The sequence below is a fragment of the Ruegeria sp. ABV4_181 genome (assembly GCF_056158465.1).
Genome location: NZ_JBSWTI010000002.1, coordinates 750,001 through 771,131, shown reverse-complemented (window position 1 = coordinate 771,131; position 21,131 = coordinate 750,001). Strand labels below are relative to the sequence as shown.

The 21,131-nt window shown below is 61.5% G+C and carries 18 protein-coding genes, 1 tRNA gene, 2 rRNA genes and 1 pseudogene (1 of these 22 running past the window's edge); 10 read left to right on the top strand and 12 right to left on the bottom strand.

What is annotated here, in order from left to right:
* Positions 1–22: 22 nt before the first annotated feature.
* From ACXAC3_RS03810 to ACXAC3_RS03800, 3 genes are all read left to right on the top strand, one after another.
* Positions 23–2,941, top strand: coding sequence for an error-prone DNA polymerase (locus ACXAC3_RS03810; RefSeq protein ID WP_475156622.1), 2,919 nt, complete (start codon positions 23–25; stop codon positions 2,939–2,941).
* A 48-nt stretch (positions 2,942–2,989) separates the two neighbouring features.
* Entirely contained in the window at positions 2,990–3,403 is a 414-nt protein-coding gene (locus ACXAC3_RS03805; RefSeq protein ID WP_475156619.1) for a group III truncated hemoglobin, read from the top strand.
* Positions 3,404–3,546: 143 nt separating this feature from the next.
* Entirely contained in the window at positions 3,547–4,482 is a 936-nt protein-coding gene (locus ACXAC3_RS03800; RefSeq protein ID WP_475156617.1) for a DMT family transporter, read from the top strand.
* 23 nt (positions 4,483–4,505) lie between these two features.
* Here ACXAC3_RS03800 and ACXAC3_RS03795 read toward each other — a convergent pair whose 3' ends face one another.
* Both ACXAC3_RS03795 and ACXAC3_RS03790 read right to left on the bottom strand, forming a co-directional pair.
* The gene (locus ACXAC3_RS03795; protein WP_475156615.1) at positions 4,506–5,234 is read right to left on the bottom strand and encodes an NYN domain-containing protein; all 729 of its coding nucleotides are present in this window, start codon (positions 5,232–5,234) and stop codon (positions 4,506–4,508) included.
* A 98-nt stretch (positions 5,235–5,332) separates the two neighbouring features.
* Positions 5,333–6,445 (bottom strand): S-(hydroxymethyl)glutathione dehydrogenase/class III alcohol dehydrogenase, encoded by a 1,113-nt coding sequence (locus tag ACXAC3_RS03790; RefSeq protein WP_475156612.1) that lies wholly within the window; start codon positions 6,443–6,445, stop codon positions 5,333–5,335.
* A 130-nt stretch (positions 6,446–6,575) separates the two neighbouring features.
* Between ACXAC3_RS03790 and ACXAC3_RS03785 the strand changes: the two genes are divergently transcribed.
* Both ACXAC3_RS03785 and ACXAC3_RS03780 read left to right on the top strand, forming a co-directional pair.
* The gene (locus ACXAC3_RS03785; protein WP_475156609.1) at positions 6,576–6,863 is read left to right on the top strand and encodes an I78 family peptidase inhibitor; all 288 of its coding nucleotides are present in this window, start codon (positions 6,576–6,578) and stop codon (positions 6,861–6,863) included.
* A gap of 62 nt (positions 6,864–6,925) precedes the next feature.
* Positions 6,926–8,578: a DUF6504 family protein gene (locus ACXAC3_RS03780; RefSeq protein ID WP_475156606.1), complete on the top strand. Its 1,653-nt coding sequence runs from the start codon at positions 6,926–6,928 to the stop codon at positions 8,576–8,578.
* A 17-nt stretch (positions 8,579–8,595) separates the two neighbouring features.
* On the opposite strand, the gene ACXAC3_RS03775 is transcribed toward ACXAC3_RS03780, so the two are convergent.
* Positions 8,596–9,321, bottom strand: coding sequence for an SDR family NAD(P)-dependent oxidoreductase (locus ACXAC3_RS03775; RefSeq protein WP_475156595.1), 726 nt, complete (start codon positions 9,319–9,321; stop codon positions 8,596–8,598).
* A gap of 191 nt (positions 9,322–9,512) precedes the next feature.
* Between ACXAC3_RS03775 and ACXAC3_RS03770 the strand changes: the two are divergent.
* From ACXAC3_RS03770 to ACXAC3_RS03750, 5 genes and pseudogenes are all read left to right on the top strand, one after another.
* Positions 9,513–10,848, top strand: a pseudogene (locus ACXAC3_RS03770) (NAD(P)/FAD-dependent oxidoreductase).
* Positions 10,799–11,344 (top strand): hypothetical protein, encoded by a 546-nt coding sequence (locus ACXAC3_RS03765; protein WP_475156592.1) that lies wholly within the window; start codon positions 10,799–10,801, stop codon positions 11,342–11,344. Before ACXAC3_RS03770 ends, ACXAC3_RS03765 begins: the two are co-directional and overlap by 50 nt.
* On the top strand, positions 11,344–12,567 hold the full coding sequence (locus tag ACXAC3_RS03760) for an MFS transporter (RefSeq protein ID WP_475156590.1): 1,224 nt from the start codon (positions 11,344–11,346) through the stop codon (positions 12,565–12,567). The genes ACXAC3_RS03765 and ACXAC3_RS03760 overlap by 1 nt, the downstream gene beginning before the upstream one ends.
* On the top strand, positions 12,564–13,181 hold the full coding sequence (locus ACXAC3_RS03755) for a DUF3833 domain-containing protein (RefSeq protein ID WP_475156588.1): 618 nt from the start codon (positions 12,564–12,566) through the stop codon (positions 13,179–13,181). The genes ACXAC3_RS03760 and ACXAC3_RS03755 overlap by 4 nt, the downstream gene beginning before the upstream one ends.
* Positions 13,178–13,720, top strand: coding sequence for a DUF3833 domain-containing protein (locus tag ACXAC3_RS03750; protein WP_475156585.1), 543 nt, complete (start codon positions 13,178–13,180; stop codon positions 13,718–13,720). The genes ACXAC3_RS03755 and ACXAC3_RS03750 overlap by 4 nt, the downstream gene beginning before the upstream one ends.
* Before the next feature lie 70 nt (positions 13,721–13,790).
* Here the strand turns inward: ACXAC3_RS03750 and ACXAC3_RS03745 are convergent, their stop codons facing one another.
* The 9 genes from ACXAC3_RS03745 to ACXAC3_RS03705 form a co-directional block, all read right to left on the bottom strand.
* Positions 13,791–14,801: a porin gene (locus ACXAC3_RS03745; RefSeq protein WP_475156583.1), complete on the bottom strand. Its 1,011-nt coding sequence runs from the start codon at positions 14,799–14,801 to the stop codon at positions 13,791–13,793.
* A gap of 378 nt (positions 14,802–15,179) precedes the next feature.
* Positions 15,180–16,289, bottom strand: coding sequence for an energy transducer TonB family protein (locus ACXAC3_RS03740; RefSeq protein ID WP_475156581.1), 1,110 nt, complete (start codon positions 16,287–16,289; stop codon positions 15,180–15,182).
* Positions 16,286–16,663: an ExbD/TolR family protein gene (locus tag ACXAC3_RS03735; protein WP_475156578.1), complete on the bottom strand. Its 378-nt coding sequence runs from the start codon at positions 16,661–16,663 to the stop codon at positions 16,286–16,288. The genes ACXAC3_RS03740 and ACXAC3_RS03735 overlap by 4 nt, the downstream gene beginning before the upstream one ends.
* Positions 16,660–17,025, bottom strand: a complete 366-nt coding sequence (locus tag ACXAC3_RS03730; RefSeq protein ID WP_475156576.1) for an ExbD/TolR family protein — start codon at positions 17,023–17,025, stop codon at positions 16,660–16,662. Before ACXAC3_RS03730 ends, ACXAC3_RS03735 begins: the two co-directional genes overlap by 4 nt.
* A complete protein-coding gene (locus tag ACXAC3_RS03725; protein WP_475156573.1) occupies positions 17,018–17,683 on the bottom strand; it encodes a MotA/TolQ/ExbB proton channel family protein in 666 nt (221 codons plus the stop codon). The genes ACXAC3_RS03730 and ACXAC3_RS03725 overlap by 8 nt, the downstream gene beginning before the upstream one ends.
* Positions 17,680–18,111: a hypothetical protein gene (locus ACXAC3_RS03720; RefSeq protein ID WP_475156571.1), complete on the bottom strand. Its 432-nt coding sequence runs from the start codon at positions 18,109–18,111 to the stop codon at positions 17,680–17,682. The genes ACXAC3_RS03725 and ACXAC3_RS03720 overlap by 4 nt, the downstream gene beginning before the upstream one ends.
* A gap of 687 nt (positions 18,112–18,798) precedes the next feature.
* A tRNA-Met gene (locus ACXAC3_RS03715) sits at positions 18,799–18,875 on the bottom strand.
* Between the two features lie 51 nt (positions 18,876–18,926).
* Positions 18,927–19,041: ribosomal RNA gene (gene rrf, locus ACXAC3_RS03710) — 5S ribosomal RNA — on the bottom strand.
* Positions 19,042–19,222: 181 nt separating this feature from the next.
* Positions 19,223–21,131, bottom strand: a 23S ribosomal RNA gene (locus ACXAC3_RS03705) (it continues 922 nt past the right edge of the window).

The window sequence follows — 21,131 nt, the reverse complement described above, 5'->3', positions numbered from 1 at the left end:
GTGAATATAATAGGGAATCGCCATGTATGCCGAACTGTCGATCACGTCGAACTTCACCTTCCTCACCGGGGCCTCACACCCCGAGGAGTATATGGAGCGCGCCGTTACCCTGGGCCTGCCTGCCATTGCGATTGCCGATGACAACTCGGTTGCCGGCATCGTCCGCGCCCATACCCAGGGGCGCGAGATCGCCCGCAAGGTGCGTGAGCGCTTGGAATGGGGGGCGCAGAACACCGCCATCGGCCCGCCCTGCCCCGATCACATCCCCAAGCCACCCTCTTATCCGGTCCACGCTGTCCCGCGCCTGATCCCGGCAGCGCGACTGATCTTCACCGACGCGCCCACCGTGACCGCCCTGCCCCTGAACCGGCAGGGCTGGGCCAACCTGTGCCGCATCCTCTCCAAAGGTCGCCTGCGCGCCGAGAAAGGCGACTGCATCCTGCACCTGTCCGACCTGCTGGAATTTTCCGACGACCTCCACCTGCTGCTCTGGCCACAGGCGGACCGGTCCAAGGGCGGCGCGGACGCGTGGCGGACACAGGCGCAACAGCTGACGCGCCGCTTTGCCGGGCGGATGCATCTGTTGATGCATCCCCGATATGATGGTGCGGACAGCACGCATTTCTCTTTGTTAGAGACTAAATCGAAACAGCTCGACCTGCCCACCCTCGCCAGCGCCACGCCGATGATGCATCACGGCGCGCGCCGCAAGCTGGGGGATGTGCTGACCGCCATCCGCCTGCGCCGCAAGGTGGATGAGCTGGGCCGCGACGCGCTGGCCAATGGCGAACAGCGCCTGCGGTCCGAGGGTGAGATGCTGCGCATCTTCAAGGGCCATGAGGGGGCTGTCGCCTGCGCTCATGCGCTCAGTGAACAGCTCACCTTCTCGCTGGACGAGCTGCGCTATGAATATCCCAGCGAAGGCAGCGAACAGGAGACCCCGACCCAACGCCTGCACCGTCTGGCGCAGGAGGGGCTGAACTGGCGCTATCCGGCGGGCGCGTCGGAGAAGGCGCAAAAGATGCTGGCGCATGAGCTCGCCCTGATCGGCAAGCTGAAATACGAGCCCTACTTCCTGACCGTCCGCGACATCGTCCATTTCGCCCGCTCCCGCGGCATCCTGTGTCAGGGGCGCGGCTCGGCCGCCAACTCCGTCGTCTGCTTCTGCCTCGGCATCACCGAGGTCAGCCCCGAGATGGGCACCATGGTCTTCGAACGTTTCGTGTCCGAGGCCCGCGACGAGCCACCCGATATCGACGTGGATTTCGAACATGAACGCCGTGAGGAGGTGATCCAGCACATCTATGACCGCTATGGCCGCCACCGCGCCGGCCTCTGCGCCACGGTCGTGCACTATCGCGGCAAGCGCGCCATCCGCGAGGTCGGGCGCGCCATGGGCCTGACCGAAGACACCATCTCGGCGCTCTCCTCGCAGCTCTGGGGCTTTTTCTCAGCCGCCGGACTCGAAGCGGAGCGGATGCGCGAAATCGGCCTCGACCCCGAGGATCGCCGCCTGAAACAGACTCTGATGCTGGTCTATGAGATTGACGGCTTCCCCCGCCACCTCTCGCAACATGTCGGCGGTTTCATCATCACCGAGGGACGTCTGGACGAGCTTGTCCCCGTCGAAAACGCCACGATGGAGGACCGCACAGTCATCTGCTGGGACAAGGACGATATCGACAGTCTGGGCATCCTCAAGGTCGATGTCCTCAGCCTCGGCATGCTGACCTGTATCCGCAAGGCGTTTGATCTGATCACCCAGCATCACCAGACCAGCTATACCCTGGCCACGCTGCCGCCCGAGGACCCAACGGTCTATGACATGCTGTGCAAAGCCGACAGTATCGGCGTGTTTCAGGTGGAATCACGTGCACAGATGAACTTTCTGCCGCGGATGCGGCCGCGCAATTTCTATGATCTGGTGATCGAGGTCGCCATTATCCGCCCCGGCCCCATTCAGGGCGACATGGTCCACCCCTATATCCGGCGGCGAAATGGCGAGGAAGAGGTCAGCTTCCCCTCGGACGCTTTGGGCGAGGTGCTGGGCAAGACGCTGGGCGTGCCGCTGTTTCAGGAACAGGCGATGCAGATCGCCATCGTCGGCGCGGGGTTCACCCCGGAACAGGCCGATCGGCTGCGCCGCTCGCTCGCAACCTTCAAGAAACACGGCAATGTCAGCGAGTTCCGCGCGCTCTTCTTGCGCGGCATGAAACGAAACGGCTATGAACAGGATTTTGCCGAGCGCTGCTTCTCGCAGATCGAAGGCTTTGGCTCTTATGGCTTCCCCGAAAGCCACGCGGCCAGCTTTGCGCTGCTGGTCTATGCCTCGGCCTGGATCAAATGCCACCACCCGGGCATCTTTGCCTGCGCCCTGCTGAATTCACAGCCGATGGGGTTCTATGCCCCCGCCCAGATCGTCCGCGATGCCCGTGAACACGGGGTGCAGGTGCGCCCGGTCTGCATCAATGCCAGCTTCTGGGACAATGTGATGGAACCCGACGGCCACGGTGGGCTGGCCCTGCGGCTGGGGTTCCGTCAGATCAAGGGGCTGAGCGAAGAGGATGCCAGTTGGCTCACCGCCGCGCGCGGCAATGGCTACCATCAGGTCGACGACGTCTGGCGCCGCGCCGGGCTGGGCCCATCGGTGATCGAACGGCTGGCCGAGGCCGACGCCTTTGCCGCCTGCGACCTGACCCGGCGCGAGGCGCTGTGGCAGGCCAAGGCGATTGCCACCGCCAAGCCCTTGCCGCTGTTTGCACAGGATATGGAGGGCGAGGCGCTGGAGGAACCCGAGGCCTATCTGCCGCAGATGACGCTGGGCGAACAGGTGGTCGAGGATTACGTGGCCACCCGTCTCAGCCTGAAGGCGCATCCGGTGGCCCTGCTGCGGCATCTGCTGACGCCCGAGCCGCGCGACAAAACCACCCCTGTCGCCTGACGGTTGAACGGGATATTGGCCGGGAACAGAGTCGAAACCGGGCACCTCATGACCAGACCAATCCTGCCGCCGCGCTTCCCTGCAACACCTGACCAGATCAACGCACAGGTCAACGCGTTCTATGCCCGTGTCCGGCAGGACGGGCTGCTGGGTCCGGTCTTTGCCAACCATGTCACCGACTGGCCCGTACATGAGGAAAAGATCGCCGCCTTCTGGCGCAACGCGATCCTGTTTGAACGCAGCTATGACGGCAATCCGCAACGCATTCATATCGAACGGCCCGACGTGCGCCCTGAGATGTTCGCCCATTGGCTGGATCTGTTCGAAGAGGTTGCCACGCAGACGCTGCCCCCGGAAACAGCAACCCCGTGGGTCGCACTGGCCCGGCGCATTGGCATGGGCATGAAGGCCGGCGTTCAGTCGGCCCGCCAACCAAAGGACGAGCCGCCGGTTCTGCGTTGATCTCACGACATGGCAGGTTTGTCATGTTAGCGGTAAAATAGGGGCTTTGCGCCTTGCCGAAATGGGTTTACTCAGAGGCAGGCCAGCCGGAGACTTTGCCCGCGCTGCGATGACACACCGACACATCACCCGAGGCCAATTCGATGAGCACTCAAAACACCACCCTCAGGGGACTTGGCTTCGCGTTTCTTGGATTCGCGGTCTTTGCCAGCCATGACGCGCTGATCAAGGTGCTGGGCGGAACCTATTCGGTGATGCAGATCATCTTCTTCGCCACGCTGTTTTCCTTTGTCCCCATGGCCGTCACGATCCTGACCGATCGGGCGACGGGCAATTTCATGCCGCGCCATCCCGTGCTGGTCATGCTGCGATCCGCGTTGATGGTGACGGGCATGTCCTGCGCGTTTTACGCCTTTTCCACATTGCCGCTGGCCGAGGTCTATTCGCTGCTGTTTTCCTTCCCGCTGATCGTCACGGTGATGTCGATCCCGATTCTGGGCGAGGTCGTCCGCGCCCAGCGCTGGGCGGCCGTGGGTGTCGGCCTGATCGGCGTCCTGATCGTGCTGCGGCCCGGTACGACCGACATCACGCTGGGGCATCTCGCCGCCCTGACCGCCGCCTTCTGCAGCGCCTTTGCGTCCGTGCTGGTGCGCAAGATCGGCAATGAGGAACGCTCGGCCGTGCTGATCCTCTATCCGATGCTGCTGGCCATTCTGGTCATGAGCCTGGCCCAGCCCGCCGTCTATCAACCCCCGTCCCTGTTGCATCTGGCGATGATGGCGCTGGTCGGCGTGTTCTCGGTGATCGCGCAGCACCTGATCATCCTGGCCTATCGCGCCGCACCTGCCGGAGTCGTCGCCCCCAGCCAGTACAGCCAGATCATCTGGGCCACGCTGTTCGGCATGATTTTCTTTGGCGAAAAGCCCGACGGCTGGGTGGCCATCGGGGCCAGCATCATCATCGCCTCGGGCGTCTTTGTGGTCTGGCGGGAAAGCCGGGCGAACACATCGGCCAACACCCCGGTCCTGAGGGTGCGCTCGCCACGGTCGGATACCGGGGCGACGCGACCGGGGGAGTGATCGGCCATTTAATTCGGTGAAGCCTACTCGGTGTCCTTGCACCTGATCTTGAAACCGCCATTCATGCCGCTTTCCTCGAAGCGGTCAATCGCTCTGACCAGATCACCGAGGCGCTTCTGGCCGTAAGTGCGGGAATCGAAATCGGGATAGATTTTCCCAAGCTGGCTGCCAACAAAAGACAAGCTTGCCCAACCGTCAGCCTCTTTAGTGTTCAGAACAACATTCCGAATGAGCTGGTAGGCGTGATTCAGATCGTGCTTTGGCTTAGCGTCGTTGGATTTTTTGGCTTCCTGCGAATCCGAGGGCGTTTTCTCAATGTTTTCTATGTAAATAAATCGGTTGCACGCAGCCACAAACGCAGAAGGAGCCTTGCGTTCTCCAATTCCAAAGACATCCAACCCCTGTTCCCGGATGCGACTGGCGAGCCGGGTGAAATCACTGTCTGAAGATACCAGAACAAAGCCGCTGAACCGGCCTGAATGCAGGTTATCCATTGCGTCGATTACCAACGCGATATCGCTTGCGTTCTTCTTGGTTGTATTTGCAAATTGCTGATGGGGAACGATGGCATACTCGGCGAGAGATTTTGCCTCCCATCCTTGGGGCGAGCCATTGGAAAAATCTCCGTAAATCCGCCTCAGGCTGGCTTCTCCCAAGGAAGCGACTTCTTCGAAAATTTCTGCTGCGTGTTTTGCCGGTACGTTGTCCGCATCAATCAACACGGCCAGGCGGTCCGTTCTGCCTGCTGTCACGTTCTTCCCTCAACTCAAATTTGTCGTTCAATACGAGGGATGTGAAAACACAAAAGGGGCGGAAAAAAGGCCCGCCCCTTTCGCAAATTTCAGGTCGTTCAGTAGACCACGACCGAGCGGATGCTCTCACCCTTATGCATCAGGTCAAAACCGTGGTTGATGTCGTCCAGACCCATCGTGTGGGTGATCATCGGGTCGATCTCGATTTTGCCGTCCATGTACCAGTCGACAATCTTGGGCACGTCGGTCCGACCGCGTGCGCCGCCGAACGCGGTGCCGCGCCACGAACGGCCTGTGACCAGCTGAAACGGTCGGGTAGAGATTTCGGCGCCCGCAGGTGCTACGCCGATGATGATCGATTCACCCCAGCCCTTATGCGCCGATTCCAGCGCGTCGCGCATCACGCCGACATTGCCGGTGGCGTCGAATGTGTAATCCGCGCCGCCCTTGGTCAGGTTGACCAGATAGGGGACCAGATCGCCTTCGACCTCTTTGGGATTCACGAAATCGGTCATGCCGAATTTCTCGGCCATTTCCACTTTCGACGGGTTCAGGTCGACGCCAACGATCTGGTCGGCCCCGGCCAGTCGCAGGCCCTGGATCACGTTCAGACCGATACCGCCCAGACCGAATACGATGGCGCGGCTGCCGATTTCCACCTTGGCGGTGTTGATGACGGCACCGATGCCGGTGGTCACGCCACAACCGATATAGCAGATTTTTTCGAACGGCGCGTCCTCACGCACCTTGGCCAGCGCGATTTCCGGCAGGACCGTGTGGTTCGAGAAAGTCGAGCAGCCCATGTAGTGCAGGATCGGATCGCCATCCAGGGTCGAGAACCGGGACGTCCCGTCCGGCATCAGCCCCTTGCCCTGCGTTTCGCGGATCGCCTGACACAGATTGGTCTTGGGATGCAGGCAGTATTCACACTCACGACATTCGGGGGTGTAGAGCGGGATCACGTGATCGCCGGGTTTCAGGCTGGTCACGCCCGGGCCGACCTCGACCACCACGCCCGCGCCCTCATGGCCCAGAATGGCCGGAAACAGGCCCTCGGGGTCAGCGCCCGACAGGGTGAATTCATCGGTGTGGCAGATGCCGGTGGCCTTGATCTCGACCAGAACCTCGCCCGCCCTGGGCCCTTCGAGGTTCACGTCCATCACTTCCAAAGGTTTGCCTGCCTGAACGGCGACGGCGGCACGGGTACGCATTGTGCTTGTCTCCCTGTCTATTTTGCCCCGACCCTGCGTCAATTGCAGGGCGTTTTCAACTGTGCTTTGGTGGCAGCCTGGGTAAATTATTGATATTGCAGATGCGACATTGCCGGAAAGAGGAACGCCAATGCACCGTTTTATTCCCGCACTGATCCTGCTGGCCGCCTGCACCGAAGCGCCGCCGCCCGAGGATGCCCCGCTGCCGCCCGAACCTGCGCCGGTTGATCTGGCCTTTTGCGAGGGCGCGGCGTTGGCCGGTTCGGTGGGTCAGCCGGTTTCGACCGTTCAGGGCGTGTTGCCCGACCGTGCGCGGGTTCTGGGCCCGGACGGGATCGCGACGCAGGATTACCGCATCGACCGTCTGAACGTATTCGTCGACGAAGCCGGGATCATTCAGCGCCTGACCTGCGGGTAGGCGTGGACTCGGCAGGTGATTCTCATTTAAGAACAAAATGAGAACATTTTGATGTCTGCCCGATGCCCAAACGCCGAATACTCTCGCTCTGGTTCCCTCGTCTGGGGGCGGAACGGCTGGTCCGCGCCGCGCGGGGCCTGCAGGATGGACCTTTGGCTGTGGTGGCGGAACAGTCGAACATGCAGGTCGTCACCTCGCTGAACGTCGAGGCCCAGGCCGCCGGTCTGCGCGTCGGTCAGCCGGTGCGCGACGCCCATGCCATGTGCGCGGCCCTGATCACCCGCCCCCGCAACGCCCCGGCCGAGGCCGCGTTTCTGACCGCTTTGCGCCGCTGGGTGGGCAAGTTCAGCCCCTGGGTGGCCGAGGAATCGCCGGACGGGCTGGTCGTTGACCTGTCGGGTTGCGCGCATCTGTTCGGCGGTGAAGAGGCGCTGCTGAGCGTGATCGAGACCGATTGCGCCGATATGGGGCTGAGCGTGCAGATGGGCATCGCCGACACGCTGGGCGCGGCCTGGGCGCTGGCGCGCTATGCCGGGCAAGAGGCCACATCGGACCGCAGCGGCGACGCCATCAGTCAGGAGGCCCGCGCCACCCGCGCCCGGGCCACCAAACGGCGGCACTGGACCAAAGGCGGCGCCGCACCGCGGGTGATGGCGCTGGGCGGCGGCGCGCGGATCGCCGCGCCGGGGCAGTCCTATGGGGCGCTCAGCCCTCTGCCCATCGCGGCGCTGCGGCTTGAGGATCAGGTGGTCGCGCAACTGAACCGTCTGGGCCTGCGCCGGATTGGCGATCTGCTGGGGCAACCCCGCGCGTCCCTGGCGCGGCGGTTCGGGCGGGGGCTGGTGCTGCGGCTGGATCAGGCGATGGGCAGCGCGCCCGAGCCGGTCTCGCCCGCCCGCCCGCCACATCACTTTGCGGTGCGGATGACCCTGCCCAACCCGATCGGGTTGACCGAAGACGTGATGGCCGCCATCGACCGGATGCTGCCGACGCTCTGCGCGAAGCTGGAGGAAAAGGGCCGCGGGGTGCGGGTCCTGCGGCTGGAGGCACATCGCGCCGATCAGGCGGCCGAGATTGTCGAGGTGGGTCTGGCCCGCCCAACCTGTGACAAACGCCGTATTCGCCCTTTGTTAGAGATGAAAATAGACAAGATCGACGCGGGTTATGGCATCGACATGATGCGCCTTGAGGCGATCCAGTCTGAGCCCATCCACGCCCGCACCATGGCCGGCCATGCCGAGGCCCGCCGCGCCGTGCGTGATCGGCTGGAGGGCAATACTGCCGTGGATGATCTGATCGGCAAGCTGGGCGCGCGGGTGGGGCTTGAGGCGATCACGCGGCACCACCCGGCGGCCTCGCATATCCCCGAGAAAACCGCGCAGGTTCTGGCCGCCGCCTGGTCCGAACCCGCCCGCGACTGGCCGGCCCCGCCGCGCCCCCGGCCCCTGCTGATGTGGCAGCCCGAACCGGTGATGGCCCCGGAAACGCCGGATGTGCCCGCCGCCTTCCGCTGGCGCGGGCGCGACTGGCAACTGGCGCAGGCCACCGGCCCCGAACGCATTGCGCCGGAATGGTGGCTGGACGATCCCAACTGGCGCAGCGGCGTGCGGGATTACTGGGTGGTGGTCACCGAACAGGGCGAGCGGCTGTGGCTGTTCTACGGCCATGGCGGCACCATGTCGGCGGGCTGGTTCTGTCAGGGGCAGTTTGGGTAGATTGCGCTGATCAGAGTCTATTTTCCGCGATAGACCAGCAAATCCGGCAGATAATCGATCAGGCGGATCAGCCAGGAAAACGGGGCCGGAAAATCGGTGCGGAACCGGCGGCGCGACATCGCCCTGACCACCCGGTCGGCGGCGTCCTCGGGGTTCATCAGCATCGGCATGCTGAACGCATTCTTTTCCGTCAGGCGGGTCCGAATGAACCCCGGATTGACGATCCGCACCGTCACCCCGGTTCCCGCCAGATCGTGCCGCATGGTCTCGGCCAGCGAGATCAGCGCCGCCTTGCTGGAAGCGTATCCGATCGCCGCAGGCAGCCCGTGATACCCCGCCAACGAGCCGATCAGCGTAATATCCCCGCGCCCCGCACGTACAAAACCGGGCACCGTTTCACCCAGAACGCGCAGCGCGCCGGTGTAATTCACATCGCTCATCGCCAGCGCGGCCTCGGTGTTCCAGTCGGCCGCCTTCATCGGGTCATAGGCACCGGCATTATAGACCAGACCGTCCACCGCGCCGGCCTTGTCCACCGCGCGGCGCACGGCCTCAAGGTCCGTCACATCAAACGGCAGCGGGCGCGCATGGGGCAGGGTCGCACAAATGTCATCCAGACGCCCGGCATTGCGCGCGGACAGGATCAGATGTGCGCCCTGACGGCTCAGCGCGCAGGCCAGTGCGCGACCCAGACCTTCGCTGGCGCCGATGATCCAGTAGGTTTTTCCGTCAAAGCTGCTCATGCGTGGACCGTTTCACCATTGTTTGCTGTATCTACGGCCCCGCCGCTGCGTTGGATCAGCCTGTTGCAAAGTAAAATGCACTGTCCCCCTCATGTCACGACCGGATGGTGCCAAGAAAAACCTCCGTCCTATTGATCCACCCCCGCCCATCCTGCGTATCTTATTGTAAAATGTCACATAACGAGGCTTAAATGTTCGACGAAACCCGGGGCGTCCGGAAAAAAATCGCAATCATTGGCGCAGGCATTTCAGGTCTCTCCGCAGCTTACTATCTTTCTGAAAACAACGATGTGACCGTGTTCGAGGCCGAACCCCGGCTGGGCGGGCATGCGCGCACGGTCATGGCGGGCCGGAACGGGGATCAGCCCGTCGATACCGGCTTTATCGTTTTCAACTATGTGACCTACCCCTATCTGACCCGGCTGTTTGACGAACTGAACGTGCCCGTCATCGAAAGCGAGAATGAGCTTTGGTGCGACCATCGACAATGGCCGCATCGAATACGGGCTGAACAACCTGCGCACCCTGACAGCGCAGAAACGCAATCTGGCGCGCCCGGCCTATTACAAGATGATCGCCGACATCCTGCGCTTTGGCAAAGAGGCCCCCGAAGCCGCGCAGGACGACGACACCACGATCGGAGAGCTGGTGGACCAGCTGCGCCTGGGCCACTGGTTCCGCCACAATTACCTGATGCCGATGTGCGGCGCGATCTGGTCCACCCCTGTCGAATTCGTCGATCAGTTCCCGGCCCGGTCTCTGGTGCAGTTTTTCCGCAACCATGCCCTGCTGGCCAGCGGCCGTGCCAGTCAGCATCAGTGGTACACGGTCAAGGGCGGCAGCATTGAATATGTGCGCCGGATCGACGCCGCCCTGCGCGGTCGCGGATGCGAAATCCGGCTGGCATCGCCGGTTGAACATGTTCAGCGCGACGATACCGGCGTCACGGTCCACAGCCAGGGTCAGGCCGACCTGTTTGACGAGATCATTCTGGCCACCCATTCCGATCAGTCTCTTGCGATACTGGGAGGGGCCGCCACCGATGCCGAAAAGGCGGCGCTGGGCGCGATCCGCTATCAGCCGAACACCGCCATCCTGCATTGCGACCCGCGCCAGATGCCGCGGCGGCGCGCCTGCTGGTCAAGCTGGACCTATCGTTCGCAGGCCGGCAATGTCGGCGTCACCTACTGGATGAACCGATTGCAGAGCATTCCGGACAGTGACCCTCTGTTCGTGACACTGAATGCGTCGTCGGAAATTTCTGAGGATAAAATCTATGACCAGGTCGAATTCGCCCATCCGGTTTTCGACAAGGCCGCACTGAAGGCGCAGGGGCAGATTCGCGCGATGCAGGGCCAGAACCGGACCTGGTTTGCTGGGGCCTATAACCGGCACGGGTTTCACGAAGACGGAATCGCCAGCGCGATGCATGTCGTCGACCGGCTGAGCGGCACCCAGCACACAATCGGAGCAGACAATGGCAATCCTGCAGAAGATGCTGCAATCGCTGCCCCGGCCGCCGTCTGACGTCGTCCGCGCGGCGCTGATCTGCCTTGTCGCGCTGGCCCCGGGCGGGCTGGCGGCATCGCCGATCACGCAAACGCTGGACGATGCTCAACTCAGGGGCAGCGCGACATTTCGGTTTCTGGGCGTTCCGGTCTATGACGCCAGGCTGTTCACACCCGGGGGCGCGGCGTTCAGCTGGAATGAAGAGTTTGGCCTGCAGCTGACCTATCGCAAGACCCTGAAGCAGAAGGCGCTGGTTGAATCGACGCTGGACGAAATGGCCCGGCAGGGCAACCCGGCCCCGACGCAGGGACAGCTGGAACAGTGTTTTCAGGCGGTGGGCAAAGGCGACAGCTATGTCGCCATTACTGAAGGGCCGGACAAGGTCGGGCTCTGGCGCAATGACAAAAAGACCTGCACCCTGTCCTATCCGGGTGCAAAACGTGCCTTCATGTCCATTTTTCTGGGCACCGACACCCGGTCCGCAAGTTTCACACGCAGGTTGAAGGGCCAGTGATGCTGTATCCGCGCGTCAGTCTCTATGCGCTGATGCTCGCCGCGGCGGGTATCCCGCTGTATATCCACCTGCCGCGTTTCGCGGCCGTCAATCTGGGCATCGGGCTGGGGGTCATCGGGACCGTGCTGCTAGTGATCCGGCTGGTGGACCTGATACAGGATCCGCTGATCGGCTGGGCTATCGACCGCTGGCCGGGGGCGCAGATGCTGTTTGCCGCCACCGCCGCGATCGGGCTGGCCATCGGGTTCCCGCTGCTGTTCGGCCTGCCGCAGGGCGCCAGCATTGCCGCGCTGGTTGCCGTTTTGGTCTTGTTGTTCTCCGCCTATAGCCTTGGGACCATCCTGCTTTATGGCCGCAGTGCGACACTGGCCCGACATCCCGACCCGAAAGAGCTGATGACGCTGGCCGCATGGCGCGAAGGCGGGCAACTGACCGGCGTGGTCCTTGCGGCAAGCGCTCCGGCCCTGTTCCTGGCGCTGGGGGCCGGTGCCCAGGGTTATCCGGCATTCGGCCTGTTTCTGGGTGTTCTTGCCGCGCTGACACTGATCCTGACCTTCCCCATCTGGCGCTGTACGCCGATCACCGGTCAGGGGCTGTCCTTTGCCGGGCTGGGTCAGGCCGGTGCGCTGCGCCTTCTGGCGCTGGCGCTGGTCAACAGCCTGCCGGTGGCAATCACCTCGACCCTGTTTCTGTTCTTTGTCGAAGACCGCCTGCAATTGCCCGGAAAGGCCGGGCCTCTGCTGATCCTGTTTTTCCTCAGCGCGGGGGCCAGCGTGCCGCTCTGGGCGCGGCTCAGCAACCGCATCGGTCCGAAACAGACCCTGATGATCGCGATGCCGCTGTCAATCGCCGGCTTCATCGGTGCCGCGACGCTGGCCGCGGGCAATCTGACCGGCTTTGCGGTGATCTGCCTGGCCTCCGGCGCGGCGCTGGGGGCGGATATGGTGGTTCTGCCCGCCATGTTCTCGGTTGTGCTGACGCGGGCCGGGCTGAACGCTTCGGCCGCGTTCGGCATCTGGTCTTTCGCGGGCAAGCTGGGCCTTGCGCTGGCTGCCTTTTTCACTCTGCCGCTGCTGGAACGCAGCGGATTCACACCGGGACAAGCAAATTCGGCACAGGCGCTGGAGACGCTCAACCTCGCCTATGCCGTGCTGCCCTGCATCCTGAAACTCGGCGCGTTCGGAATGGTCCTGACGCTGCCCACTGAGGTCTCAGCCAAATGACACTTACAGCCATCCTTCTGCTTGCCCTGCTCGCTCTGATCATCGCGAAACGTCGGTTCCTGAGTTTCCGATCGCAATCCCCGGCCGATTATACGGGCACCGGACCCGATTTCCGGATGACGGAAAACCTGAACGGGGAAATCCTGTCCGAAGGTCTGATTTATGGACCAAACGGCAAGATGTCGAACAGCTTTGTTGCCCGCATGGTGGGGGAATGGAAGGGAAACACCGGCACGCTGACCGAGTATTTCACCTATTCCAACGGCAAGAAGATGACCCGCAAATGGTATCTGACGCTGGGCACCGGCAACAGCTTTACCGCCACGGCGGACGATATCGTGGGCGAAGGCCGCGGCATCATATCGGGGTCCACCGTCAAGCTGACTTATCGCATCATCCTGCCCGAGGATGCCGGGGGTCACACGCTTGATGTCACCGACTGGATGTACCTGACGGAAAACGGCGTGATCATGAACCGGTCCGAGATGCGCAAGTTCGGCGTCAAGGTCGCGGAGCTGGTCGCCACCATGCGTCCGGCCCCCGAAACCGCGACAGCCCATCTGAACGGGGCCAACGGATATGACGCAACTGCCGACGCAAGGCCGTTGCAATGATCTCGCGTCGTGTTCTGATCGGTGCCATTGCGATCACCGGGCTTGCGGTATTGGCCGCCTGTTCCGCCAAGCCACGGGTACCCAAGACCTTTCTGTCCGACCGGCAACTGAACCTTGAGGAGTTCTTTGCGGGCAAGACCGTCGCCTATGGTCAGTTTCAGGATGTGCTGGGCAATGTTCCGCGCCGCTTTACCGTGGAAATCGACGGCACATGGGATGGAGAAACCCTGACCCTGACCGAGGATTTTCTCTATGATGACGGCGCAACCGAACAGCGGATCTGGACCCTGACCAAAACCGGCAAAGACAGCTGGACCGGCACTGCGCCGGGGGTTCTGGGCACCGCCAGCGGTATCGAGCGCGGCGACACTTTCAACTGGAAATACAAGATCGACCTGCCGGTCAAGGATGGCACGATGCGCGTCAATTTCGATGACTGGATGTGGCTGCTGGAGGATGACCGCCTGCTGAACCGCGCCTATGTCTCGCGCTATGGGGTGCGGCTGGGCGAAGTCATCCTGTTTTTCGAAAAGAAATAGGTTCAGGGATCAGGAATCAAAAAGGGCGAGTCTGAAGACCCGCCCTTGTTCTTTGGTGGCTCAGGCCAACTCAGAAGTTGAACTGGGCACCGAAATCGGCGCGATAGTAACCGTCTGCGTTGCCTTCCTTGATCTCGCCAATGGCACCGCGCAGCGAAGCACCGCCACCCAGATCATAGATGGCGCCGATGCCGATGTTGCGGGTATCGTCATCCGCCGAACCGTCGCCGTAAACGAATTGCAGCGTGGTCGCAGCACCAACGTTATAAGACGCCGAAACACCATAGGCAGTGCCGTTTTCAGCGCTGTCCGCAACGTCGTCATCCGCCACGAACAGGGTGCCGTAGAATTCGCCCAGATCCGCGCCAAGGGTGAAGACGGTCAGGCTTTCCTTGTCCACGCCCGCACCTTCGTCGGTTTCACCATAGGCCAGTGACGCGGTGATGTTTTCGAAAGTGTACGAGGCGCTGACATCCCAACGGTCGCGGTCGTCGGTAAGACCACCACCCAGGAACCGGGTGTCCTGATCGTAAGACGCCGAGAAAGCAAAGTCGCCAACCGTGTAACGGAAGAACACGGCATTCGCACCGGAACCGGTCGAGCTGTATTCCAGGAACGAGTAGTCGACGCCCGAGTACTGGCCCAGGAATTCTTCCAGGCCGGGCTCAACGCCGAAATAGTCGTCGAGGTTGTCGAACGAGCCGGATACGTTACCGGCGTCAACGCGCAGACCACCGTAAATGACCGAGAAACGTGCACCGTTCAGACCGGCCGAGTCGGCTTCGCCGGTGTCGCTGTCTTCATCCGCCTGCAAACGGACGCGGCCCTGGAATTCAACGCCGCCATCGGTTTCGACATTGGCGTCGATGTTCAGACGAAACCGCGAAACCAGGATGGTGTCGTCAGATTCCGCAAACAGCGGAACGGTTGCGCCGCTGGCCGTTGTGGTCGTTCCGGTCTGGTTAACACGGTCTTCCTGGTATCCGATACCAAAACGGCCGTAACCGCTGAACTTAACTTCCGCGGCGGCAACGCTTGCAGTTGCGATCAACGCGGTCGATGCGATGAGAACTTTTTTCATGGTTAACCCATAGGTTTTGAGAGGAGTGCAGCCGCCAAAGGCGACTGTCGGCCTATTCGAATAAATTCCCCGCGCGGACAACAGATCTGCGGCGCTTCTTCTGCCAGGGCCCGGATTTTGTTGCATCTTTGCAAAACCGGGTTTGGGAAGCTTGCGCAGATTTTCCTTTGTTTACGCTCGTTTTGACACTTCGCCGGCCCGTGTTACAGAAAGTTGATCACAAAAATGCGACAGCACCTCTTTAAATGATGAAAGATTACCAGTGCTGCGCCTGTGCATATTTTTTGGGCAGAGCTGTCTGTTTGGGCGCGATGCTTCGCTGACCAGCCCGGTCGTCTCCCACAGTTGCGACTCAGTTTCGGAACCCGTTCAGACCAGTCAGTTGCTGGAATAGACAAAGGACAGTTTCCGGCTGACGCCGCCCGGCGGTGGCGGGAAGGGCGAGGCGGCGCGCACCTGCGCCTTGGCCGCACGCTCGACATCAGGTGTGCCGGTGCTGTCCACAACATCGACCCAGGCCAGGGTTCCATCCGGGCTGATTTCGAAAAACACTTTCGCGAACCCGCGGGCTGCCGTGTAGACGATGGGCGCGCGATTCAGATGCACCAGAACCTGCCCGGCATAATTGGTCCGGTCCGAGTTTCCGGGCCCGCGCCCACCCGCGCCGGACCCGCTGTTGCTGACGGTGAAAGTGTCGATCCCCCTCCGCCGGTAGGTAGTCAGGGGCGACTCGATTTCGCGGGTCGGAAAGCGCAGGTCACTGAAATCCCGCGATCCGCTCAGAACGCCCTGCGGCTCGGCCGGCGCGCGGCGATCCGGCAAACGCGGGCGGATCGAAGTCACCACGGCCAGTTCGGAATCCGCGCCATCCTCTGTCGTTTCAGGTACCGGTTCTGCCTCGACCGGGGCAATCAGCGTCTCAGGGGTTTCGGCGGGTTCCGGCAATGCGGCAAGCTGCTGCGGGGCCGAAGCCGTCGGTGCGGCCTCAACCACCGGCTCTACGGTTTCGGGGTCGCCCTGGGGCGTTTCGACCGCATCGGCGGTTTCCGCCGACGGAGTTTCCTCCACATCATCGGCGGCCGCGTCTTCGCCATCCTCTGCTTCTGCGGTTCCGGTATCCTCCGGGCGAACCGGTTCGGGTTCGACCGGTCGCAGCACCTCGGCGGTGCCGGTATCGGGTGAAAACGTTTTCTGCGGATCGTCTGAGGCCACATGGACCTCGCTGGTCGGAATCTCAGCCGGTTCCGGCGCGGGCGGCGGCTGCTCCTCGACCGGTGGCTCGGGCGTCGGGGCCGGCTCGGGCGTGACCGGTTCGGTGACGGTTTCGGCCAGATCCTCGAACCGGTTTCCAAGCTCGACCGCATCTGTGGGGCTTTGCTGTACCGATCGCTGGTCCAGACCCGATGCGGTCATTGTCAGACCCCAGGCGTGCAACAGCAGCGAAACCAGAACGGCGACGGCCGCGATGACAGCCGAGCCCCGGATCATTCCAGCGCCTTCTCGGTCACGACGAATACGGACGCAGCCCCAAGCCTGCGCAGTGTTCCGGTGACCTCAATCAGCCGGGACCCCGGCGCGTTGCGATCCGGTACGATACGCACCGGCCCCGGATCACGGCCGGCCATATAGGTTTCCGGATCGGTCGCCACCCCACGAAAGCTGAGCGTTCCGTCCCTGTGCATCACCAGCGCATCGGGTGGCTCGCGGCCTTCAAGCTGCGCGGTGTCCACCAGATTCAGATCCGGGTCCAGCGGCGTCGCCACGGTGCCCGCGATCAGGAAGAAGATCAGCATCAGAAAGACGACATTGATCAGCGCGATGGTCGAATCGCGCCTGCGGCGGGGGCGGGTCAGGCGGATCATTCCAGCACCAGCACGCTGAGCCCGTCACGCCCGCGCAGCTCGACCAGCAGGTCCACCAGCCGCTGCGCTGTCGTGTCGGGATCGAGGCTGATCAGCACCTGCCCGGTCGTCACCTGCAGAGCCAGTTCCGCGAGCGTGACCGGCACGCCATTCAATTCCAACCGCTCGGCCCCCAGTTGGACAAAGACCCGGTTCTGCGGTGCCTCGGCTGCCTCACCTCCGGTTGTCGCGTTGCTCAGTTCGATCTCGCCATACTTCGAAAAGGTCGAGGTCAGCATGAAAAACAGCAACAGCAGAAAGATCACGTCGATAAGCGGTGTCATCGCCATCCGGCGTCGGACAAAGGGTGCCGCGTTACGCATGTCCGGGCGCGGCCGTCGGGGCCCGCGTGTCGTCCGCCAGCGGAATCGCCTGCCCCGGCACCAGAACCGTGCGCAGCGCCTTGTCCGCGAACACCCGTTCACGCGCGGTGCGGCTTTCGAACCAGGACAGCACCATCGAAGTCGGCATCGCCACCGCCAGTCCAACCGCCGTGGTCACCAGCGCCACCCAGATCCCGCCCGCCAGCAGGGACGGGTCCACCGAGGATCCGGCGGACTGAAGGCTTTGGAACGCCTCGATCATGCCCAGAACCGTGCCGAACAGCCCCAGCAGCGGCGCCATTTGCGCCACCGTGTCCAACAGTCGGAATCCCCGCTCCAGACCGGCCAGCGCCAGCCCGGCCTCGGCATCCAGTCGCTGATCCAGACCGGGTGTGTCCGGCGCATCCATCGCAACGCTCACCAGCGGCGCAAGGTAGCTGTGGCTTTGCGCCAGACGCGCGCGGGCGGCCAGTTCATCGCCGGCATCCCAGGCGGCCAGAGCCTCGGACAGCACCCGATGCCGTCCAACGCCGGACACTGCAAACTGCCAGAGCTTGTAGAGCGTAACCGCAAGCGTGATCACGGACATCGCGATCAGGATGGCCACCACCGGGCCGCCAAGGACCAGAATTTCGCGCAGCGCGTCAAGAAAACTCATCCCAAAAGCTCCACTTCGGTTCGGCTGCGCAGGGTCGGCGTGTCATCGCATATGTCGCTTTCAGATCCATCGACGATACAGCTGCTGACACCGTTGATCAGCACCCGGCCCAGATTTTCGCAGGTGGTGTCCCGGATGTCGAACCGGCGCACACGCGGCCGCCCTGCCGGCAAATCCCGAAACTCGAATAAGGCGAGCCGGTCGAACGTGCCGGAGGCGTCGAAGATCACGATTTCATATCCGGCATTGTCGATCGCCGTCGACAGTTCGTTTTCGACCAGAAAGATCAGGCGGCACGCCCCCTCCACATCCTGAACTTTATTCAGCTCCAGCGTCAGCCCCGTCGGCGGCGCATCTGAGGATTGCGCCAGCGCCGCGAAGGGCAAGGTGACAAGCATGGCAGCCAGAGCCGAACGGCGAAACATCATGGATACGCTCCCAGTTGTTCAACGCAGAACCAGAGGGCCGAAGCGGCACCGCTGTTGTCCAGCTACACATATCCAACACTGCGGAGCGGCGAAAGGGCGGCCGACAGGCTTGTGAACAGGCGCAGGCCGTGGGTACGGCTTGGTTAGGTCAGGCGGATGTGACCACCCCTAGCAGCACGGTGAGCGAGAAGGAATGTTCGTCTGCGTGCCGGTAGAATACGCCGGAACGGTCAGACCCTTTCACGACGTGCTGCGCTAGCAAAATCAGTTGTGCTGGCGGAGGTCCGGTTGGGCTCATTGCGACCCTGTTGCCGGTATTTTTGTGTGTATTGTCTGGTGCGGCTCTGCCATCTGGGTTGCTTCCACAATGCTTCCAGAGAGATAAGCGGGCAGCGGTGTTGCCGCTTGCTCCGATCCTTAATGCTTTGCTTTCGTTGCGAAAGCTTGGTTTCGGTGGGAGGATTTGCCCCACTGCGCTTCAGGTTATGAACCTGACGCGGTTTGATCGTTAAGCACACAGTCCGGTGGACTGTTTGTAGATCAAACGGGCTGTTGGGATTTTGGTTGCGGGAGCAGGATTTGAACCTCTGCCCTTCGGGTTGTGAGCCTGACGAGTTGAAGACGTTAAGCAATTGATCCGGGGGATCAATTGTAGTCTGAACGGGCTGTACTGAGATTTTCTGACGCTGGTTGCGGGAGTAGGATTTGAACCTACGACCTTCAGGTTATGAGCCTGACGAGCTACCGGGCTGCTCCATCCCGCGTCAGAGTCAGATTTGTATCATCGTGTTAGAGAGAATATGGGCTTTTACTAGGTTTGGCGGTGACCTACTCTCCCGGGGCTTAAGCCCAAGTACCATTGGCGCGGCAGTGCTTAACTTCCGGGTTCGGTATGGGACCGGGTGTTTCACTTGCGCTATGACCACCAAACCGAGGAAAAGCCCATGTCGACTTTCTTGCTGTGCAAGAAAGCGACAGGTGGCAGGCAGCGTCTTTGCTTGCAAAGGCGCGTTGCCACTCGGTTGTTATGTCGATCAACAGTGCCGCTTGGTGCGACACAGCCGTCCATGTTCAAGGTGTATGTTTTTGATTTGTCTTTCCATTACTGGATCAAATCAAGCCTATCGGGCGATTAGTACCGGTCAACTGAACGCATTACTGCGCTTACATCTCCGGCCTATTGACGTGGTGGTCTTCCACGGCCCTCAGGGAGACCTTGTTTTGAGGGGGGCTTCCCGCTTAGATGCCTTCAGCGGTTATCCTGTCCGATCATAGCTACCCAGCACTGCCGTTGGCACGACAACTGGTCCACCAGTGGATCGTTCACCCCGGTCCTCTCGTACTAGGGGCAACTCCTCTCAAGTCTCCTACACCCACGGCAGATAGGGACCGAACTGTCTCACGACGTTCTAAACCCAGCTCACGTACCTCTTTAAACGGCGAACAGCCGTACCCTTGGGACCTGCTCCAGCCCCAGGATGAGATGAGCCGACATCGAGGTGCCAAACACTGCCGTCGATATGGACTCTTGGGCAGTATCAGCCTGTTATCCCCGGCGTACCTTTTATCCGTTGAGCGATGGCCCTTCCACTCGGGACCACCGGATCACTATGGCCGTCTTTCGACTCTGCTCGACTTGTCAGTCTTGCAGTCAGGCTGGCTTCTGCCATTGCACTCAACGAGCGATTTCCGACCGCTCTGAGCCAACCTTCGCGCGCCTCCGTTACGCTTTAGGAGGCGACCGCCCCAGTCAAACTACCCGCCACGCAGGGTCCCGGATCCGGATAACGGACCGCGGTTAGACATCAAGAGTGCGAAGGGTGGTATCTCAAGGGAGGCTCCACGGATACTTGCGTTTCCGCTTCAAAGCCTACCACCTATCCTGCACATCACAATCCTGATGCCAGTGCGAAGCTGTAGTAAAGGTGCACGGGGTCTTTCCGTCTAACCGCGGGAAGCCTGCATCTTGACAGGCAATTCAATTTCGCTGAGTCGATGTTGGAGACAGCGGGGAAGTCGTTACGCCATTCGTGCAGGTCGGAACTTACCCGACAAGGAATTTCGCTACCTTAGGACCGTTATAGTTACGGCCGCCGTTTACCTGGGCTTCAATTCAAGGCTCTCACCTCTCCTTTTAACCTTCAGGCACCGGGCAGGCGTCAGACCCTATACGTCGTCTTGCGACTTCGCAGAGCCCTGTGTTTTTAATAAACAGTCGCCACCCCCTGGTTTGTGCCCCCAGCCCCTAGTTGCCTAGGAACCGGGCCTCCTTCTCGCGAACTTACGGAGGTATTTTGCCGAGTTCCTTCAACATCGTTCTCTCAAGCGCCTTGGTATGCTCTACCAGTCCACCTGTGTCGGTTTAGGGTACGGTCTGATGGAGGGCTATTTCCAGGAACTGCTCAGCAGCCCAACCAATCCGATAAGGCTGAACTACATCTGCAATCCGTCACATCCTCCTGGCCTAGGAATATTAACCTAGTTCCCATCGCCTACGCCTTTCGGCCTCGGCTTAGGGGCCGGCTTACCCTGCTCAGATTAGCTTTAAGCAGGAACCCTTGGACTTTCGGCGAGAGTGTCTCTCACACTCTTTGTCGCTACTCATGTCATCATTCTCACTAGTGATCTCTCCACCGGATCCCTCACAGGCCGGCTTCATCGAAAGAACTCGATCCGTCATTACATCCACTAGGGATGCAAATACGGATGAGTTCTATGTCACACTACGCTCTGCTACCATGCCTTACGGCATCCTAAGCTTCGGCTCATGGCTTGAGCCCCGTTACATCTTCGCCGCAGGACAACTTGTTTAGACCAGTGAGCTGTTACGCTATCTTTAAAGGATGGCTGCTTCTAAGCCAACCTCCTGGTTGTTTTGGTCGTCCCACCTGCTTTCCCACTTAGCCATGAATTGGGGGCCTTAGCTGTAGGTCAGGGTTGTTTCCCTCTCCACTACGGACGTTAGCATCCGCAGTGTGTCTGCCATCTAGTACTCCCGGGTATTCGGAGTTTGGTTAGGA

What these genes read in the sequence shown, in the direction of transcription:
- ACXAC3_RS03810 (WP_475156622.1), top strand. Translation starts at nt 23, where the DNA reads ATGTATGCCGAACTGTCGATCACGTCGAACTTCACCTTCCTCACCGGG.
- ACXAC3_RS03805 (WP_475156619.1), top strand. Translation starts at nt 2,990, where the DNA reads ATGACCAGACCAATCCTGCCGCCGCGCTTCCCTGCAACACCTGACCAG.
- ACXAC3_RS03800 (WP_475156617.1), top strand. Translation starts at nt 3,547, where the DNA reads ATGAGCACTCAAAACACCACCCTCAGGGGACTTGGCTTCGCGTTTCTT.
- ACXAC3_RS03790 (WP_475156612.1), bottom strand. Translation starts at nt 6,445, where the DNA reads ATGCGTACCCGTGCCGCCGTCGCCGTTCAGGCAGGCAAACCTTTGGAA.
- ACXAC3_RS03785 (WP_475156609.1), top strand. Translation starts at nt 6,576, where the DNA reads ATGCACCGTTTTATTCCCGCACTGATCCTGCTGGCCGCCTGCACCGAA.
- ACXAC3_RS03780 (WP_475156606.1), top strand. Translation starts at nt 6,926, where the DNA reads ATGCCCAAACGCCGAATACTCTCGCTCTGGTTCCCTCGTCTGGGGGCG.
- ACXAC3_RS03775 (WP_475156595.1), bottom strand. Translation starts at nt 9,321, where the DNA reads ATGAGCAGCTTTGACGGAAAAACCTACTGGATCATCGGCGCCAGCGAA.
- ACXAC3_RS03765 (WP_475156592.1), top strand. Translation starts at nt 10,799, where the DNA reads ATGGCAATCCTGCAGAAGATGCTGCAATCGCTGCCCCGGCCGCCGTCT.
- ACXAC3_RS03760 (WP_475156590.1), top strand. Translation starts at nt 11,344, where the DNA reads ATGCTGTATCCGCGCGTCAGTCTCTATGCGCTGATGCTCGCCGCGGCG.
- ACXAC3_RS03755 (WP_475156588.1), top strand. Translation starts at nt 12,564, where the DNA reads ATGACACTTACAGCCATCCTTCTGCTTGCCCTGCTCGCTCTGATCATC.
- ACXAC3_RS03750 (WP_475156585.1), top strand. Translation starts at nt 13,178, where the DNA reads ATGATCTCGCGTCGTGTTCTGATCGGTGCCATTGCGATCACCGGGCTT.
- ACXAC3_RS03745 (WP_475156583.1), bottom strand. Translation starts at nt 14,801, where the DNA reads ATGAAAAAAGTTCTCATCGCATCGACCGCGTTGATCGCAACTGCAAGC.
- ACXAC3_RS03740 (WP_475156581.1), bottom strand. Translation starts at nt 16,289, where the DNA reads ATGATCCGGGGCTCGGCTGTCATCGCGGCCGTCGCCGTTCTGGTTTCG.
- ACXAC3_RS03735 (WP_475156578.1), bottom strand. Translation starts at nt 16,663, where the DNA reads ATGATCCGCCTGACCCGCCCCCGCCGCAGGCGCGATTCGACCATCGCG.
- ACXAC3_RS03730 (WP_475156576.1), bottom strand. Translation starts at nt 17,025, where the DNA reads ATGCGTAACGCGGCACCCTTTGTCCGACGCCGGATGGCGATGACACCG.
- ACXAC3_RS03725 (WP_475156573.1), bottom strand. Translation starts at nt 17,683, where the DNA reads ATGAGTTTTCTTGACGCGCTGCGCGAAATTCTGGTCCTTGGCGGCCCG.
- ACXAC3_RS03720 (WP_475156571.1), bottom strand. Translation starts at nt 18,111, where the DNA reads ATGATGTTTCGCCGTTCGGCTCTGGCTGCCATGCTTGTCACCTTGCCC.